17 protein-coding genes are annotated in these 15,414 nt (G+C 68.7%); 4 read left to right on the top strand and 13 right to left on the bottom strand.

The window, feature by feature from the left end; all coding sequences use genetic code 11:
- Window positions 1-37: 37 nt before the first annotated feature.
- From V7Q42_RS01725 to V7Q42_RS01700, 6 genes are all read right to left on the bottom strand, one after another.
- Complete coding sequence (locus V7Q42_RS01725; RefSeq protein WP_333821977.1) at window positions 38-652, bottom strand: SCO family protein; 615 nt, start codon at window positions 650-652, stop codon at window positions 38-40.
- Window positions 653-673: 21 nt separating this feature from the next.
- Window positions 674-2,593 carry a 1-deoxy-D-xylulose-5-phosphate synthase gene (dxs, locus tag V7Q42_RS01720; RefSeq protein WP_333821976.1) on the bottom strand — a complete coding sequence of 640 codons (1,920 nt, stop codon included), beginning with the start codon at window positions 2,591-2,593 and terminating at the stop codon, window positions 674-676.
- A gap of 278 nt (window positions 2,594-2,871) precedes the next feature.
- Complete coding sequence (locus V7Q42_RS01715; protein WP_333821974.1) at window positions 2,872-3,126, bottom strand: exodeoxyribonuclease VII small subunit; 255 nt, start codon at window positions 3,124-3,126, stop codon at window positions 2,872-2,874.
- 56 nt (window positions 3,127-3,182) lie between these two features.
- On the bottom strand, window positions 3,183-4,382 hold the full coding sequence (locus V7Q42_RS01710) for an MFS transporter (protein WP_333821972.1): 1,200 nt from the start codon (window positions 4,380-4,382) through the stop codon (window positions 3,183-3,185).
- A gap of 84 nt (window positions 4,383-4,466) precedes the next feature.
- The gene (locus V7Q42_RS01705; protein ID WP_333821971.1) at window positions 4,467-5,396 is read right to left on the bottom strand and encodes a histone deacetylase family protein; all 930 of its coding nucleotides are present in this window, start codon (window positions 5,394-5,396) and stop codon (window positions 4,467-4,469) included.
- A gap of 298 nt (window positions 5,397-5,694) precedes the next feature.
- Entirely contained in the window at window positions 5,695-6,681 is a 987-nt protein-coding gene (locus V7Q42_RS01700; RefSeq protein WP_333821970.1) for an L-threonylcarbamoyladenylate synthase, read from the bottom strand.
- A gap of 245 nt (window positions 6,682-6,926) precedes the next feature.
- Between V7Q42_RS01700 and V7Q42_RS01695 the strand changes: the two genes are divergently transcribed.
- On the top strand, window positions 6,927-7,694 hold the full coding sequence (locus V7Q42_RS01695) for a crotonase/enoyl-CoA hydratase family protein (RefSeq protein ID WP_333821969.1): 768 nt from the start codon (window positions 6,927-6,929) through the stop codon (window positions 7,692-7,694).
- Window positions 7,695-7,710: 16 nt separating this feature from the next.
- On the opposite strand, the gene V7Q42_RS01690 is transcribed toward V7Q42_RS01695, so the two are convergent.
- Entirely contained in the window at window positions 7,711-8,325 is a 615-nt protein-coding gene (locus V7Q42_RS01690) for a hypothetical protein (protein WP_333821968.1), read from the bottom strand.
- Between the two features lie 10 nt (window positions 8,326-8,335).
- Window positions 8,336-8,500: a hypothetical protein gene (locus V7Q42_RS01685; protein ID WP_333821966.1), complete on the bottom strand. Its 165-nt coding sequence runs from the start codon at window positions 8,498-8,500 to the stop codon at window positions 8,336-8,338.
- A 110-nt stretch (window positions 8,501-8,610) separates the two neighbouring features.
- Between V7Q42_RS01685 and V7Q42_RS01680 the strand changes: the two genes are divergently transcribed.
- Window positions 8,611-9,477: an SDR family oxidoreductase gene (locus V7Q42_RS01680; protein ID WP_333821964.1), complete on the top strand. Its 867-nt coding sequence runs from the start codon at window positions 8,611-8,613 to the stop codon at window positions 9,475-9,477.
- Between the two features lie 41 nt (window positions 9,478-9,518).
- Here the strand turns inward: V7Q42_RS01680 and V7Q42_RS01675 are convergent, their stop codons facing one another.
- The 5 genes from V7Q42_RS01675 to msrB all read right to left on the bottom strand — a co-directional run bounded on the left by V7Q42_RS01675 (window position 9,519) and on the right by msrB (window position 13,182).
- Complete coding sequence (locus tag V7Q42_RS01675) at window positions 9,519-10,535, bottom strand: NUDIX hydrolase (protein WP_333821963.1); 1,017 nt, start codon at window positions 10,533-10,535, stop codon at window positions 9,519-9,521.
- A gap of 10 nt (window positions 10,536-10,545) precedes the next feature.
- Window positions 10,546-11,073, bottom strand: a complete 528-nt coding sequence (locus V7Q42_RS01670) for a tyrosine phosphatase family protein (protein ID WP_333821961.1) — start codon at window positions 11,071-11,073, stop codon at window positions 10,546-10,548.
- Between the two features lie 139 nt (window positions 11,074-11,212).
- Complete coding sequence (locus tag V7Q42_RS01665) at window positions 11,213-11,827, bottom strand: HD family hydrolase (RefSeq protein WP_333821959.1); 615 nt, start codon at window positions 11,825-11,827, stop codon at window positions 11,213-11,215.
- Between the two features lie 409 nt (window positions 11,828-12,236).
- The gene (gene msrA / locus V7Q42_RS01660; protein ID WP_333821957.1) at window positions 12,237-12,743 is read right to left on the bottom strand and encodes a peptide-methionine (S)-S-oxide reductase MsrA; all 507 of its coding nucleotides are present in this window, start codon (window positions 12,741-12,743) and stop codon (window positions 12,237-12,239) included.
- A gap of 1 nt (window position 12,744) precedes the next feature.
- Entirely contained in the window at window positions 12,745-13,182 is a 438-nt protein-coding gene (gene msrB / locus V7Q42_RS01655; protein WP_333821956.1) for a peptide-methionine (R)-S-oxide reductase MsrB, read from the bottom strand.
- Window positions 13,183-13,424: 242 nt separating this feature from the next.
- Between msrB and V7Q42_RS01650 the strand changes: the two genes are divergently transcribed.
- Both V7Q42_RS01650 and V7Q42_RS01645 read left to right on the top strand, forming a co-directional pair.
- A complete protein-coding gene (locus V7Q42_RS01650; RefSeq protein ID WP_333821954.1) occupies window positions 13,425-14,909 on the top strand; it encodes an NAD(P)/FAD-dependent oxidoreductase in 1,485 nt (494 codons plus the stop codon).
- Between the two features lie 48 nt (window positions 14,910-14,957).
- Entirely contained in the window at window positions 14,958-15,116 is a 159-nt protein-coding gene (locus V7Q42_RS01645; protein WP_333821953.1) for a hypothetical protein, read from the top strand.
- Window positions 15,117-15,414 lie beyond the last annotated feature (298 nt).

The following is a 15,414-nucleotide window of genomic DNA, read 5'->3' as shown; positions in this document are numbered from 1 at the left end:
GAAGTTCCGAACAGGTCGGAACTTCATCCGCTCGGTATCATTTCATCGTCATCAGCCGGCGGATCTTGATCATCGCCTTGTCGGTCGGCTCCTGGAAGTTGATCACCCCGACGAACCGCCCCTGCGGATCGATCAGGTAGGTCGCCGCCGTGTGGTCCATGGTGTAGTCGCCGCCCTTGCCCTCGACCTTGCGGGCGTAGACCCGGAACGCCTTGACGATCCGGTCGGTCTCCTCGTGCGAGCCCGACAGGCCGACGAAGCGCGGGTCGAAGGAGCCGAGATATTCGTCGAGCTTCTCCGGCGTGTCGCGGTCCGGATCGACCGACACGAAGACGACGCGCAGCCGGTCGCCGTCCGCGCCGAGCTCCTTCATCCAGGTCGTCGCCTCGAGCAGCGTCGTCGGGCAGACGTCGGGACAGAAGGTGTAGCCGAAGAACATCGCCGTCGGCTTGCCGAGAAGCTCCTTCTCGGTGAAGGGGCGGCGCTTCTGATCGACCAGCGAGAACTCGCCGCCGATTCCGGCGACCGGCTTCATCACCCCGTTCTCGGCCTTCTGCGTCGGCGCTTCGCGCAGGACGACATAGGTGCCGAGGCCGCCGACGATGGCGACGATCAACACCCACAGCACCACCCGCAAGGATCCGAGGCTCATCTCCCGACCTCCGCTTCGGTATCACGCCCGCCAGGCCGGCTCGGCCGACAGTTCCGAGCGACCCAGCGCCTCGAAGGCGCGGCGCACGATGCCGGAGGCGTCGAGCCCGATCGCCGCCATGGTGGCCTCCTGGTCGCCGTGGTCGAGGAACAGGTCGGGCATCATCAGGGTGCGCAGCTTCAGCCCGCCGTCGAGCAGCCCGTCTTCGGCGAGCGCATGCAGCACATGGCTGCCGAAGCCGCCGATGGCGCCTTCCTCGACCGTGATCAGCACCTCGTGTTCACGCGCCAGCCGCCGCAGCAGATCGCGGTCGAGCGGCTTCATGAAGCGCGCGTCGGCGACCGTGGTCGACAGCCCGTGCGCCTCCAGCGTCTCGGCCGCCTCGACAGAGGCGGCGAGCCGCGTCCCCAGCGACAGGATGGCGATCTTCGTGCCTTCGCGGACGATCCGGCCCTTGCCGATCTCGAGCGGCGTGCCGCGCATCGGCAGATCGCAGCCGACGCCCTCGCCACGCGGGAAACGGAAGGCCGAGGGACGATCGTCGATCGCCACCGACGTCGCCACCATGTGGACGAGTTCCGCCTCGTCCGACGGCGCCATGACGACGAAGTTCGGCAGGCAGCCGAGATAGGCGAGATCGTAGGCGCCGGCATGGGTCGCCCCGTCGGCACCGACGAAGCCGGCGCGATCGATGGGGAAGCGCACCGGCAGCCGTTGCAGCGCCACGTCGTGGGCCACCTGATCGAAGCCGCGCTGCAGGAAGGTCGAATAGATGGCGCAGAACGGCTTGTAGCCGCCCGCCGCGAGACCCGCGGCGAAGGTCACCGCATGCTGTTCGGCGATGCCGACGTCGAACACCCGCTTCGGGAAGGCCTTGCCGAAGATGTCCAGACCGGTGCCCGACGGCATCGCCGCGGTGATGCCGACGATCTTGGCGTCGTGGGCGGCTTCCGTCGTCAGCGTGTCGGCGAAGACGCGGGTGTAGGACGGCGCGTTGCCCTTGGGCTTGGCCTGCTTGCCGGTGATGACGTCGAAGCGGTTGACGCCGTGATACTTGTCGGGCGCCGCCTCGGCCGGGGCGTAGCCCTTGCCCTTCTGGGTGACGACGTGGACGAGGATCGGCCCTTCCTTGGCGTCGCGCACGTTGCGCAGGACGGGCAGGAGGTGGTCGAGATTGTGCCCGTCGATCGGCCCGACGTAGTAGAAGCCGAGTTCCTCGAACAGCGTTCCGCCCATCGCCATGCCGCGGGCGTATTCCTCCGCCCGCTTGGCGCCGATCTCCATGAACTTCGGCAGACGCCGGGAGATCTGTTTGCCGATGTCGCGCAGCTGCATGAAGGTGCGCGACGACACGAGCCGCGCCAGATAGGCGCTCATCGCCCCGGTCGGCGGGGCGATCGACATGTCGTTGTCGTTGAGCACGACGATCAGCCGCGAGCCCTTGGCGCCCGCGTTGTTCATCGCCTCGTAGGCCATGCCCGCCGACATCGAGCCGTCGCCGATCACCGCGACGACGTTGTTCGTCCCGCCGTCGAGATCGCGCGCCGTGGCGAAGCCGAGCGCCGCCGAGATCGAGGTCGAGGAATGGGCGGTGCCGAACGGGTCGTAGACGCTCTCGTCGCGCTTGGTGAAGCCCGAGAGGCCGCCGGGTTGCCGCAGCGTACGGATCCGGTCGCGCCGTCCGGTGAGGATCTTGTGCGGGTAGCTCTGGTGGCCGACGTCCCAGATCAGGATGTCGCGCGGCGTCTCGAACACGCGGTGCAGCGCCACCGTCAGCTCCACCACCCCGAGGCCGGCGCCGAGATGACCGCCGGTCACCGACACCGCGTCGATGGTCTCGGCGCGCAGCTCGTCGGCGAGCTGGCGGAGCGCCGAATCGGGAAGCTTCCGGAGGTCCTCCGGGGTCTTCACCGTGTCGAGAAGGGGAGTCTCGATGGACAACTGGAACACTCTCGCGGGTGAGGTCGGTCGACCACGGTCTCCCGGCCCGGCGCGATCACGGAACGAACACGCCATCTTTTCGAATATATGACGCAGCGTCCCGCTGCAAATGACCGTTTGACCGTTCGACCCGTTTCGGGGCCTTCCGCCGCGGCGCGGACGGCAGCGGTTCCGGGATGTTCGTCGTTTTTCTTCAGCGTGTTGCGCCGATCGATCGGTCTTTGCACATCTTACGTCTTCGTGATCGACGACCGCTGCCGGAAGCGGAACGTCTCTCCTCAGCCGCGCTCGAGGTCGAGCGGCTCGACGCCCTGCGGCCGTCCTTCTGCGGAGAGGCGGATCTTCTCGACGCGTGTTTCCGCCGCCGACAGCAACTTCTGGCAGTGCGCCTTGAGCGCTTCGCCGCGTTCGTAGGCGGCGATCGATTCGTCGAGGGCCACGTCGCCGCGCTCGAGCTTCTGCACGATCGCCTCGAGTTCGGCGAGCGCCTTCTCGAAGGGCAGGGCGGCGATGTCGGCGGAGATCTCGGTCACGGGCTCTCTCTCATGGTTCCGGGCGCCCCCGAGGAGGCACCGCGGGACGGACGCTGTCAATGGGCGACGGCGAGACGGCGCGGATGGGCGATGCGTTGCAGCACCACGGCCGCGACCAGCGCCGTCAGCGATGCGCCGATGGCGAGCCACAGCGCCAACGTCGGCCCGCCGCGTTCCATCGCCAGCGCGAAGACCGCCGGCGAGGCGGCGAAGACGAGGTTCTGCGGCAGGCTCATCCGTCCCATCAGCGCGCCGTAGGCCTCCGCCCCGAAGAGGGTGAGCGGCAGCGTGTTGCGCAGCACCGACAGGATGCCGTTGGCGCCGCTCCATACCACGATGAAGATCCAGGCGGCGATCAGAGGATCGAGCGGCGAGCCGAGCAGCGCCAGCATCGGCGACAGCACGGCGATCGACAGGCCGGTGGTGGTGAGCGGATGCAGGCGCTGGCCGAGGGTCACTTCGATCGCGCGCGCCGCGATCGTCGCCGCGCCGCTCGCCGCCGCCACGGTCACCGCGGTGGCGTCGTCGAGGCCGAGTTCGCCGAAGAGGCGGATGACGTGCAGCGGCAATCCCCACGAGGCGAAGCCCTGTGAGGTGAAGGCGACGACCATCGCCACGATGGCGATCGTCCGGGTGCGCGGCGACAGGGTCACCGGCGGCGGCTCCGGCACCCGCGGCGTCGGACCGCGCGAGAAGCCGAAATTCGGCTCGACGTCCGACCAGTGCGCGGCGATCCACAGCTGCAGCGGCAGGAGCAGGGCGAGTTCGACCGCCGCATAGCAGGCGAGCGTGCCGCGCCAGCCGAGGTGCGCCTCGAGCAGCGCGGTCAGCGGCCAGAACAGGCTCGGGGAGAAGCCGACCAGCAGGGCGACGAGCCCGATCCGCCGCCGTGCGCCGACGCCGGTGAAGCGGGTGACGAAAGTGTTGACCGCCAGGGTCAGCCCGAACGGCATGGCGATGCCGAACAACAGCCACGCCGCATACCAGGTGATGGCCGAGGGGAAGGCGGCGACCAGCGCATGGCCGAGGCCGATGGTGATCGGCGCCGCCACCATGAAACGGCTCGCCCCGAAACGGTCGAGCAGCCGCCCGGCGAGCGGCGAGGCGAGACCGCCGAAGGCGACCATGGTGGTGACGCCGAGATAGACGCCGGTGGTGTCGAGCCCGAGATCTCGCCCGAGGTCCGGCGCCAGCACCGACGGCATGTAATAGGTCGTCCCCCAGCCGACGATCTGGCCGAGAGCGAGTACGGGCACGAGAAGGGAGTCGCGGGGGACGGCGGCGGACATCGCGCGAAGATGGCGATGTCCCCGCCCGCCGACAAGCGCGAGAAGCGCCGGTCAGCTCTTCATCAGCGTCATCACGTGTGCGGCGACGGAGCGGGCGAGGCCTTCGAGGTCGTAGCCACCCTCCATCACCGAGACGATCCGGCTGTTGCAGCGCCGATCGGCGATGTCCATCAGCCGCGACGTCGCCCAGGCGAAGTCCGCCTCGACCAGATTGATCTGGCTCATCGGATCGCGGGTGTGGGCGTCGAAGCCGGCCGAGATGATGATCATGTCGGGGCGGAATTCGTCGATGCGCGGCAGCACCGCGATGTCCATCGCTTCGCGGAAGTCGGCGCCGCCGGCGCCCGCCCACAAGGGCGCGTTGACGATGTTGTCGGCGATGCCGGTCTCGCCCACTTCGCCGGTGCCGGGATAGAACGGCATCTGGTGGGTCGAGGCGTACATCAGGTTCGGATCGTTCCAGAAGATGTCCTGGGTGCCGTTGCCGTGGTGGACGTCGAAGTCCATCACCACGACACGCTCGGCGCCGTGCTTCGCCCGCGCCCACTTCGCCGCGATCGCCGCGTTGTTGAACAGGCAGAAGCCCATGGCGCGCTTCGACTCGGCATGGTGGCCGGGCGGACGGACGATGCAGAAGGCGTTCTTGACCTTCTTCTCGAACACCTCGTCGACCGCCTGACAAGCGCCGCCGACCGCCCGGAGCGCCGCCTCGAGCGAGCCCGGCGACATGGTCGTGTCGTCGTCGAGGCGCGTCAGCCCCTCGGCCGGCACGCAGGCGGAGATCTCGTCGAAATAGCTGCCGGGATGGCCGAGTTCGACCATCTCGCGGGTGCCGCGGGCCGCCGCCTCGCGCTCCAGCGCCTGGAAACGCTCGTGTTCGAGGATGCGATCGACGACGCGGATCCGATCGGCCCGTTCGGGATGTCCGAGAGGGGTCGCATGCCCGAGGCAGGCGGGATGATGGATCAGCAATGTCGACATTCGCGTATTTCCTCCCCGCGACCCGGCGCTCTTCGCGTCACCGCCATTCGGCGTTTCGGGTCGCTCGGCCGCACTCGGCCTTCGTCTCTCGGCTTCTCGTGGATCTCGTGACACGGGGCGCGACGAAGGCGAAATCACTTCTTCGCGGCCCGACCGGACCACCGGCGCTACGATGACGGATCGTCGCCCGCTCGTCACCCCCGGATCGTGACGGACCGGGTCGCTACGGTCATACCTTCGTCGCTCGTGGTCGACCGCGGTTCTGTCGTCGTGGCAGTGTGTGGAAGCGCGGCCGGTGTCAGGGCCGTGGCGCCGCCGCCCGCCTCAGCCGATCGACGATCGCCTCGCCGAGCCCCTCCGCCGGGATCGGCGTCACCGCGATGCTCCTCGCGCCGCCGGAGTCGAGCTCCCGCAGCGCCCGGAAGAGGTTGGCCGCCGCCTCGGCGAGATCGCCGCTCGGCGACAGGTCGAAGATCGCCGTGGCGCGCTCGGCCCCCTTCGGCCGCGTCGGCCCGAAGGTGATCAGCGCCTCTCCGGCCGCGACCTCGCCGGCGTCGAGGCGGACGCGGGCGTTCGGCGCATAATGCGAGGAGAGCATGCCCGGCGCGATCGGTACGGCGTCGTCGGTGGGCGGCGGCTCGTCGGCGAGCGGCTCGCCGATCACCGCCTCGATCGTCTCGCGCGGCACCCCGCCGGGGCGCAACAGCCGCGCCGGCCCGTCGAGGAGCGCGACGATGGTGGACTCGACCCCGACCGGCGTCGGTCCGGCGTCGATCACCTCGGCGACCGCCTCGCCCAACTCCTCGACCACGTCCGCGGCCCGCGTCGGACTGACCCGGCCGGAACGATTGGCGGAGGGCGCGGCGACCGGCCGGCCGAAACGGGCGAGGATCTCGCGCGTCGTCGCCTCCGCCGGCACCCGGAGGCCGATGCTGTCGAGACCGGCCGAGGCGAGATCGGCGATCGGACTGTCGGGCCGCTTCGGCACCACCAGCGTCAGCGGCCCCGGCCAGAAGGCGCGGGCGAGGGCGCGCGCCCGGTCGTCGAAGATGCCGTGGCGCTCGGCGCTCGCGAGGTCCGGCACGTGGGCGATCAACGGGTTGAAACTCGGCCGCCCCTTGGCGGCGTAGATCGCGGCGACGGCGCGCCCGTCGGTGGCGTCGGCGCCGAGCCCGTAGACCGTCTCGGTCGGCAGCCCGACGAGACGACCGGCCGCGAGCGCCGCGACCGCCGCCGCGATCGCCGCCTGCCGTTCCGCCTCGCTCGCCGTTCCGCGTACCGCCATCGTTCACGCCTCGTGTCGCGCCGCCCTCGGCCGCCCGCGTTCGCGGCTTTCCTTGACGCCTTTCGCGGCGCGAAACAAGGGGCGCGCCGGCGGAAACGCGAGGCTCGGGCGGCGCACCGCTATTGCGGCGGCGGCGAGCCTGTGCCTAGAGTGCGCGCAGCCGCATCGAGATGCGGACAATTGATCGATACGATCGAAACCTGACGTATAGGGCAGGCGACAAGAGACCGGGAGCCGAGACGACCATGACCACTTCCGAGCACATCACCGTCACCCGCTCCGGCGCCGTATCGATCGTCCGCATCGATCGGCCGGACAAGAAGAACGCGCTCACCTCGACCATGTACGAGGCGATGACCGCGGCGCTGACGGCGGGCGAGGCCGACGACGCGGTCGCCGTCCACGTGCTCCTCGGCGTGCCCGGCGCCTTCTCCGCCGGCAACGATGTCGCCGAATTCGCCGCCGCCGCCGCGACCGGCAAGCTCGGGCTGCAGGTGATCGACTTCCTCGTGGCGCTGGCGAGTCTGGAGAAGCCGCTGGTCTGCGGCGTCGACGGTCTGGCGATCGGCATCGGCACGACGGCGCTCCTCCACGCCGATCTCGTCTACGCCTCCGACCGCTCGCTGTTCCGCACACCCTTCCTCGATCTCGGCCTCGTCCCCGAGGGCGGCTCGAGCCTGCTCGCCCCCCGCCTCATGGGCCATCCGCTCGCCTTCGAACTGCTCTGTCTCGGCAACGGCTTCGACGCGCCCCGCGCCGCGACGATCGGCATGGTCAACCGGGTGGTGTCGCCCGACGAGGTCGAGCCGACGGCGATGGCGGCGGCCGAAGCGCTCGCCGCCAAGCCGCGTCAGGCGCTCGCCGTCGCCCGCCGCCTGCTGCGCACCGGCCACGTCACCAGCCGCGAAGAGGTGCTGACCCGCATCGCCGAGGAGGCCAAGGAGTTCGCCCGCCGCCTCGCCTCGCCGGAAGCCGCCGCCGCCTTCGCCGCCTTCATGGGCAAGAAGAAGTGAGGCGAGGCCGGCCGGCTCACCCCAGGAAGCGGAAGAACAGCTCTTCGAGCTCCTTGCCGTAGGTGGCGTCGGCGCCACCGCCGGCCCGCTTCATCAGGATGTAGGGCCGGTAGGTGCGGTAGATCCGCTTGACGTCGATGCCGATCGCCTTGTCGAGCACGTCGAGATCGCACACCGCGGTGTCGAGACAGCGGACGAATTCGTCGAAGGCGCCGGTCAGCAGGTCGATCTTCGGCCCGAGGTTCTGCTCCTTGATGAAGGCGATGAGCGAAGCGTCGCGTTCGGCGATCAGCGCCTCGCGGGCGTCGTCGGCGGTCGTCGCCTGGAGGCGTCGTTGCAGGTCTTCGATCCGGTCCCACCACGGCTTCATGTCGGAGGCGAGTTGGACATAGGCCCTGTGCGCCTCGGTGTCGTCGAAGCGGTCGATCAGATCCAGCGTGTAGGTGATGCGGACGATGTTCTGGGTGCGCGGCGCGGCGACGAAGTGCTCCCACGCCCCCCAGGCCCAACCACCGAGGGCGAAGGCCGCGATCACGCTCGTCACGACCCACGAACGCCGGCCGCGCCACCCTTCGATGGCGCGGCCGGCTCTGTCCTTCACCGAGTTCGGTGCGTCTCGTTCGCTCGTCACGCTTTCGCCCTCAACGGCTCGGCACGCGCGGCTTGGGGCAACACGGGCCGCCGCAGCACACGTCCTTCCACGGCGGCCGCTGTGGCGGCCGCGGTCGGACCTGCGCCTGGGCCAGCGTGGTGGCGGCGAAGACCGCCACCACGAAGGTGACGACCAGCTTTCGAACCATCTTCACGGAACTCCCTCGCTCCACGCCACCCGAGCCCTCGGCACTGGCGTGTGGTGGACGTATACGTTAACCTGATGACCGATATCGATATCACACCCGACCTGAACGGAAGCCGAATGACCACGCTCCAGGGACGCACTCTGTTCATCACCGGCGCCACCCGCGGCATCGGCCTCGCCATCGCTCTGCGCGCCGCCCGCGACGGCGCGCGCGTGGTGATCGCCGCCAAGACCGACACGCCGCATCCCAAGCTGCCCGGCACCATCCACACGGCGGCGGAAGCGGTTCGCGCCGCCGGCGGCGAGGCACTGCCTCTGGTGGTCGACGTTCGCGAAGAGGAGTCGGTGGTCCGCGCCCTCGAGGCCACCATGGCGACCTTCGGCCGCCTCGACATCGTCGTCAACAACGCCTCGGCGATCCGCCTGACCGACAGTTCGGCGACCGAGATGAAGCACTTCGACCTGATGATGGGGGTCAACACCCGCGGCACCTACATGGTCACCAAGCACGCCGCGCCGCTGCTCGCTAAGAGCGACAATCCGCACGTGCTGATGCTGTCGCCGCCGCTCGACATGAAGGAGCACTGGTTCGCGCCCCACACCGCCTATTCGATCGCCAAATACGGCATGAGCATGTGCGTGCTCGGCCTCGCCGGCGAGTTCCGCGATCGCGGCATCGCCGTCAACGCGCTGTGGCCGCGCACCGCCATCGCCACCTCGGCGATCGAATTCGTCGTCGGCGCCAGCCTGATGGCGATGAGCCGCACGCCCGAGATCATGGCCGACGCGGCGCACGCGATCTTCACCAAGCCGGCGCGCGCCTTCACCGGCAACTTCCTGATCGACGACACCTTCCTCGCGACGGAAGGCTTCACCGACTTCGATCGCTATCGCGTCGATCCGACCAAGCCGCTCGCCCCCGATTTCTTCGTGCCGGAGGACATCCCGGCCCCGGCGAGCCTCGGCCCGGCGAAGAAGGGCTGAGCCGCCCGTCCCGTGTGGAGCGAGCCGCGGTGCGGCCGGCCTCACCCCCGCGCACCGAGCCTGAGGCCCGGCGCGGGGCGCTCGCCGAGTACCTCTCGGCGGAAGCGGTAGAGACACGCCGGCCGTCCGCCGGTGGTGAGCGACGTCTCGCCGGTCGCCTCGACCAGCGCTGCCGTCTCGACCAGCCGGCGGAAGTTCTGCTTGTGCAGATGGCGGCCGGAGATCGCCTCGACGGTGCGCTGCAGCTCGGTGAGCGTGAAGCTCTCCGGCATCAGCTCGAACACCACCGGCCGGTACTTCAGCTTGGCGCGAAGCCGCGAGATCGCGGTGGCGAGGATGCGGCGGTGGTCGAAGCGCATCGGCCGGCCGAGCCCGGCGATCGGCGGGCCGAGCGGCGGGTGCCCCGCCGCGGCGCGATCGCGCTGCGCCTCCTCCACCAGTCGCGCCTCGTACAGAAGCTCGTAGCGCTCCAACACCTTCTCCTCGTCGAAAGGGGCGCCGTCGGCACCGAAGGCGAGACGCAGCCGCTCGGCGCGTCCGAGCGCCCGCGCCGGATCGGCGTCCTCCGGCGCTTCGGCGACCCAGGCGCGCAGCGCCGGCAGGATCGCCTCGTCGACCACCGCCGGCCGACCGTGCCGCCAATCCTCCCAGGGGAAATGGTCGTACCACGGCCGGAAGGCGGCGCCGGCCCGCGCCAGTTCCTGCGAGGCCGGCATCGCCTCTTCCGCGCCCTCGCCGCGTCCGGCGATACGCGTCAACGCCAGATAGCCGACCGACACGACATGGGGGCCGACGTCGCCGGCGCGCGCGTAGCGGCCGCGATCGCCGAAGGTGTAGAGCTGTTCGACATACCCGAGCCTGAGCGCCGTCTGCGCCTCCACCCACGACCTGAGGCCGATCTCCAGGGTGCGGTGGCGCACCGGATCGAACGGGCCGAAGGGCAGCGCCTCCTGCGCTTCGCCGTCGCCGACGACGGTGAGGATCAACGGCACGTCGCCGCGCACCGCGACGATCGCCGCGTTGAGGCCGATCTCCAGGCGTGCCGCACCGCCGGTCATCGTGTCCGCCTCACGACCATGCCTCCGCCTCGAGCGGCAGGGTGAAGGGCTTGCCCTCGTAGGCGTCGGCGCCGCGGCCGATCGACCTGATGGCCGCCACCATCCGCCCGTCGCGACCGAGCAACGCATCGGCCATCGCCACCACCCGGCCGTTCGGCGTGGCCGACGGCGCCCGCGCCCGCAACTCCCGGGCGATCGCCGCCTCGTCGACTTGTGGCAACAGGGCGCAGGCCGCGACGTAGCCGCCGGCGGTCGAGCGCGAGATGCCGGCCCAGCAGTGCACCACCATCGGCTGCGCCCGATCCCAGGTCGTGACGAAGTCGAGGAAACGGGCGATCTGCGCCGACGAGACCGGCAGCATCCCCTCCATCGGCTCGACGATGTCGTTGAAACCGAGGAACAGGTGATTCTCCGGCCGGATCGACGGCGGCCGCTCGACCGGCGTGCCGGCGTTGATCAGGGTCGCGACATGCGAGGCGCCGACCCGCACCACCGTGTCGTGGAGGCGCGACAGGGAACAGACGTGCAAGGTGGACATGAGCGGATCCGGCGAAGGTGTCGATCAAATCTGAAGCATTTTCGCCGTCGTTGGAACGACCCGCGCGAAAAGCCCCGTTTCGGAGTGTCCCTGCCACGTCATCCGGCCGGAAACATGGCGAGCCGCTTTCGAGAACGCCTCAAACGGCGGCGCGCATCTGCGCATCGAGATCGTGGAAACGCTCGAGGAACCGCGCCTGTGCCTTGGCGATCGGCCAGGGCTCGAGCCCGAGCCGATCGGGAAACCCCTTCGGCCGGCCGAAGATCTTCTCCGCCTCGGGCTTCTCGAATCCGGCGAGTTCGATCGCCTCGAAATAGGCCGAGACGTGATCGGCACGCTTGGTCAACGTGCGGATCATCGCGGGAAGCGCCGCCGGCAGGCCGAAGCGGATGTGGATGGCGGTCTCGAGCGCGTGCTCGACCGTCTTGTAGCCGCCGCCGATCACCGCCTTGAACGGCGAGATCATGTCGCCGATGACATATTCCGGTGCGTCGTGCAGCAGCACCGCCATCCGCCACTTCGGCGCCAGGATCGGCTCCAGCCGAAGCGCCAGTTCCTCGACCAGCACACAGTGCTGCGCGACGGAGAAGGCGTGGTCGCCGATCGTCTGGCCGTTCCAGCGAGCGACACGGGCGAGGCCGTGGGCGATGTCCTCGATCTCGACGTCGAGCGGCGACGGATCGAGCAGATCGAGCCGGCGGCCGGAGAGCATCCGCTGCCAGGCGCGGGGAGGAGCGGGCGGGCGAGGGGGCATGCGAGGCGATTCTCCGCGCCGGGACGGCACGGGATCGGGATAACGCAGGGCGACGGAAATGGGGAGGGGGCGCGCCGCCGGGGCGATCGCTCGAAGTCCGTTCGGGGATCTACGGCCCGTCGAAGTGCCCCTCTTCCTTCCCCCCTTCGCGGGGGAAGGTGCCCCGAAGGGGCGGATGAGGGGGCGCCGCGAAGCAGCGATCGGACCGATCGGCGGACCCTGCGGGTCGACGAGAGGCCCGGACCCCTCATCCGCCCTTCGGGCACCTTCTCCCGCAAGGGGAGAAGGGACGCCCGCGGCACTCACCGTGCCCCGACCGATGGCGGCGCCGCCCCGAGCGAACGCCTCGGCGATGCCATGGCGCCACCCGGATCGACCCGACGGCGCCGAGGCGCCGCCGCGGGATCGCTCACGCCGCATCCGACCGCTTCGGCAGTTTCCAGTTCGGCCGCACGAAGTGGCAGGTGTAGCCCCAGGGGATGCGCTCCAGGTAGTCCTGGTGCTCGGGCTCGGCCTCCCAGAAGTCGCCGGCCGGCTTCACCTCGGTGACCACCTTGCCCGGCCACAGGCCCGAGGCGTCGACGTCGGCGATGGTGTCGAGCGCCACCCGCTTCTGTTCGTCGTCGACGAAGAAGATCGCCGAGCGATAACTGCGGCCCCGGTCGTTGCCCTGTCGGTCGACCGTGGTCGGGTCGTGGATCTGGAAGAAGAATTCCAGAAGATCGCGGAACGACACCACCTCGGGATCGAAGACGATCTCCACCGCCTCGGCGTGGTCGCCGTGGTTGCGATAGGTGGCGTGGGCGACGTCGCCGCCCGAGTAGCCGACGCGGGTCGAGATCACCCCGGGGATGCGGCGGATCAGCTGCTGCATGCCCCAGAAGCAACCGCCGGCGAGCAGTGCACGTTCGCTCATCTCATCCCTCCACCTGATCGAGATAGGCACCATAGCCTTCCCGTTCCATCTCCGCCTTCGGCACGAACCGCAGGGCCGCCGAATTGATGCAGTAGCGCAGGCCCCCGCGCTCCCGCGGCCCGTCGGGGAAGACGTGGCCGAGGTGGCTGTCGCCGTGGGCCGAGCGCACTTCGGTGCGGATCATACCGTGGGTCGCGTCCCGCAGTTCGGCGACGTTGGCCGGCTCGACCGGTTTCGAGAAGCTCGGCCAGCCGCAATGGGACTCGAACTTGTCGGTCGAGACGAACAACGGTTCGCCCGAGACGATGTCGACATAGAGCCCGGGGGCGAAATTCCTCAGATGCTCGCCGGTGCCGGGATACTCGGTGCCGTTCTCCTGGGTGACGCGATACTGCTCGCGGGTCAGTGCCGCGACTCTGTCGGGATCCTTGCGATACATGGAAAACCTCCTTGCCCTCCCGATACGTAGGGCGGAGACGTTTCGTTACAGGGGGGCGATCGGCCCGGCGGTCGAGCGGCGCCGGCCATCCGACGCGTGCCGCGTGTCTCGCCTGCCCGGTTTTCGATTCATTCGACGAATGAAATGTTTTCATATTCGGGTGCGACGACATAAGGTTACCGCCAGGTCGAGAAAGATCCGATCCCGCGGGTGGGAATCGGTGACCCTGGGGAGGGGGCCAGATGGCAACGCAAGGTTCGAAGAAACAGATCGTCATTCTCGGCGCCGGGATTTCCGGCCACACGGCGGCGCGCTATCTGGTGCGCGGTCGCCGCAAGACGAAGACGCCCTACGAGGTCGTGGTCGTCTCGCCCAACGCCAAGTGGAACTGGGTTCCCTCGAACATCTGGGTCGGTGTCGGCCAGATGAACGAGGATCAGGTGACCTTCGAGCTCGCCCCGCTCTACAAGCGGATCGGTGTGCCCTTCCATCAGGCCAAGGCCCTGTCGATCCACCCCGAAGGCAGCCCCGAGGATCCCTCGCCGCATGTGCTGGTCGAATACACCAGCGCCGACAAGGCCGGCCAGACCGCCCGGATCCCCTACGACTACCTGATCAATTCGACCGGGCCGAAGCTGAACTTCGGCGCCACCGAAGGCCTCGGCCCCGACCACGGTCACACCGTGTCGGTCTGCACCGCTTCCCATGCGCAGGAGGCCAATCACAAACTCCAGGCGACCATCGATGCGATGCGTCGCGGCGAGGAGAAGACCATCGTCATCGGCACCGGCCACGGCAACTGCACCTGCCAGGGCGCGGCCTTCGAATACATCTACAACGTCGAGCACGTGCTGCGCGACGCCGGCGTCCGCGACAAGGCGCGGCTGATCTGGATCTCCAACGAATACGAGCTCGGCGACTTCGGCATGGGCGGCGTCCACATCGAGCGCGGCGGCTACATCACCAACGGCAAGGTCTTCGCCGAGAGCCTGATGGTCGAGCGCGGCATCGAATGGATCACCCGCGCCGCGGTCAACAAGGTCGAGGCCGGCAAGATCCACTACGAGCTGCTCGACGGCTCCAAGGGCGAAGTCGGCTTCGACTTCGCCATGCTGATCCCGCCCTTCGCCGGCGTCGGCCTGAAGGCCTTCGACAAGGCCGGCGAGGACATCACCGCCAAGATCTTCGCGCCCTCCGGCTTCATGAAGGTCGACGGCGACTACACGCCGCGCCCCTTCGCCGAATGGTCGGCCAAGGACTGGCCGTCGACCTATCAGAACCCGGTCTATCCGAACCTCTTCGCCGTCGGCATCGCCTTCGCGCCGCCGCATCCGATCTCCAAGCCGATGTCGAGCCCCAACGGCACGGCGATCAGTCCGGCCCCGCCGCGCACCGGCATGCCCTCGGCCGCCATGGCGATCGCGGTGACCTCGTCGATCCTCGACATGCTCGACGGCGCTGCCGCCCCGACCCATCACGCCTCGATGGCCAAGATGGGCGCGGCCTGCGTCGCCTCCACGGGGCGCAACATGTTCACCGGCTCGGCGGCGACGATGACCGTCTTCCCCGTCGTGCCGGACTACGAGAAGTACCCGGTCTACGGTCGTGACCTGTCGCTGACCTTCGGCGAGATCGGTCTCGCCGGCCACTGGATGAAGGCGATGCTCCACTACACCTTCATCTATCAGGCCAAGATGCGTCCCGGCTGGTCGCTGCTGCCGGATTGATCGACACGAAACACGACGAAAAGATCGAGACACCGGGAGAAACGCAACATGACCGTCACCAACAAAGAGCCCTACCAGCAGGCCTACTATCCGCCGAAGCCGACCCGGCTCACCTGCTTCATGCGCAAGTTCCTGCCCTGGCAGATGTTCCGCTTCGGGGTGATCAATCTGAAGATGATCCGGCTGATGCGGAATTCGCATCATTGAGATGGAGGGAGCGCCGGCCGGGAGGCCGGCGCTTCTGATTCAGGAGGCGGCGAATGGCGGCTTGCCGGGCAGATATTGATCGACATGCCAACTGTGGCGACTCTTCCACGGCTGAGCCCCTGAAGGTTCCCCTGAGACGTCAGTCGCTTACCAAACGTAGAAAATGGCAAAAAAATCAATAACTCCGCGTTCCGCAGAGAAGCGCTAATTTATGTTCGCTGTGCATTAAAATCCAGATAGAGAATGACCTTGCCCCCGGGGATGTCCTCGTTCTGAACTGGAATCCGTCGACAGGAGA

Origin of the sequence: Pinisolibacter sp. (assembly GCF_036782435.1) — a bacterium.
Lineage (GTDB): Bacteria > Pseudomonadota > Alphaproteobacteria > Rhizobiales > Ancalomicrobiaceae > CALBKH01.
This window is presented reverse-complemented; position numbering and strand designations above follow the sequence as displayed.

What these genes read in the sequence shown, in the direction of transcription:
- V7Q42_RS01725 (WP_333821977.1), bottom strand. Translation starts at nt 652, where the DNA reads ATGAGCCTCGGATCCTTGCGGGTGGTGCTGTGGGTGTTGATCGTCGCC.
- V7Q42_RS01705 (WP_333821971.1), bottom strand. Translation starts at nt 5,396, where the DNA reads ATGTCGACATTGCTGATCCATCATCCCGCCTGCCTCGGGCATGCGACC.
- V7Q42_RS01700 (WP_333821970.1), bottom strand. Translation starts at nt 6,681, where the DNA reads ATGGCGGTACGCGGAACGGCGAGCGAGGCGGAACGGCAGGCGGCGATC.
- V7Q42_RS01695 (WP_333821969.1), top strand. Translation starts at nt 6,927, where the DNA reads ATGACCACTTCCGAGCACATCACCGTCACCCGCTCCGGCGCCGTATCG.
- V7Q42_RS01680 (WP_333821964.1), top strand. Translation starts at nt 8,611, where the DNA reads ATGACCACGCTCCAGGGACGCACTCTGTTCATCACCGGCGCCACCCGC.
- V7Q42_RS01675 (WP_333821963.1), bottom strand. Translation starts at nt 10,535, where the DNA reads ATGACCGGCGGTGCGGCACGCCTGGAGATCGGCCTCAACGCGGCGATC.
- V7Q42_RS01670 (WP_333821961.1), bottom strand. Translation starts at nt 11,073, where the DNA reads ATGTCCACCTTGCACGTCTGTTCCCTGTCGCGCCTCCACGACACGGTG.
- V7Q42_RS01665 (WP_333821959.1), bottom strand. Translation starts at nt 11,827, where the DNA reads ATGCCCCCTCGCCCGCCCGCTCCTCCCCGCGCCTGGCAGCGGATGCTC.
- msrA (WP_333821957.1), bottom strand. Translation starts at nt 12,743, where the DNA reads ATGAGCGAACGTGCACTGCTCGCCGGCGGTTGCTTCTGGGGCATGCAG.
- msrB (WP_333821956.1), bottom strand. Translation starts at nt 13,182, where the DNA reads ATGTATCGCAAGGATCCCGACAGAGTCGCGGCACTGACCCGCGAGCAG.
- V7Q42_RS01650 (WP_333821954.1), top strand. Translation starts at nt 13,425, where the DNA reads ATGGCAACGCAAGGTTCGAAGAAACAGATCGTCATTCTCGGCGCCGGG.
- V7Q42_RS01645 (WP_333821953.1), top strand. Translation starts at nt 14,958, where the DNA reads ATGACCGTCACCAACAAAGAGCCCTACCAGCAGGCCTACTATCCGCCG.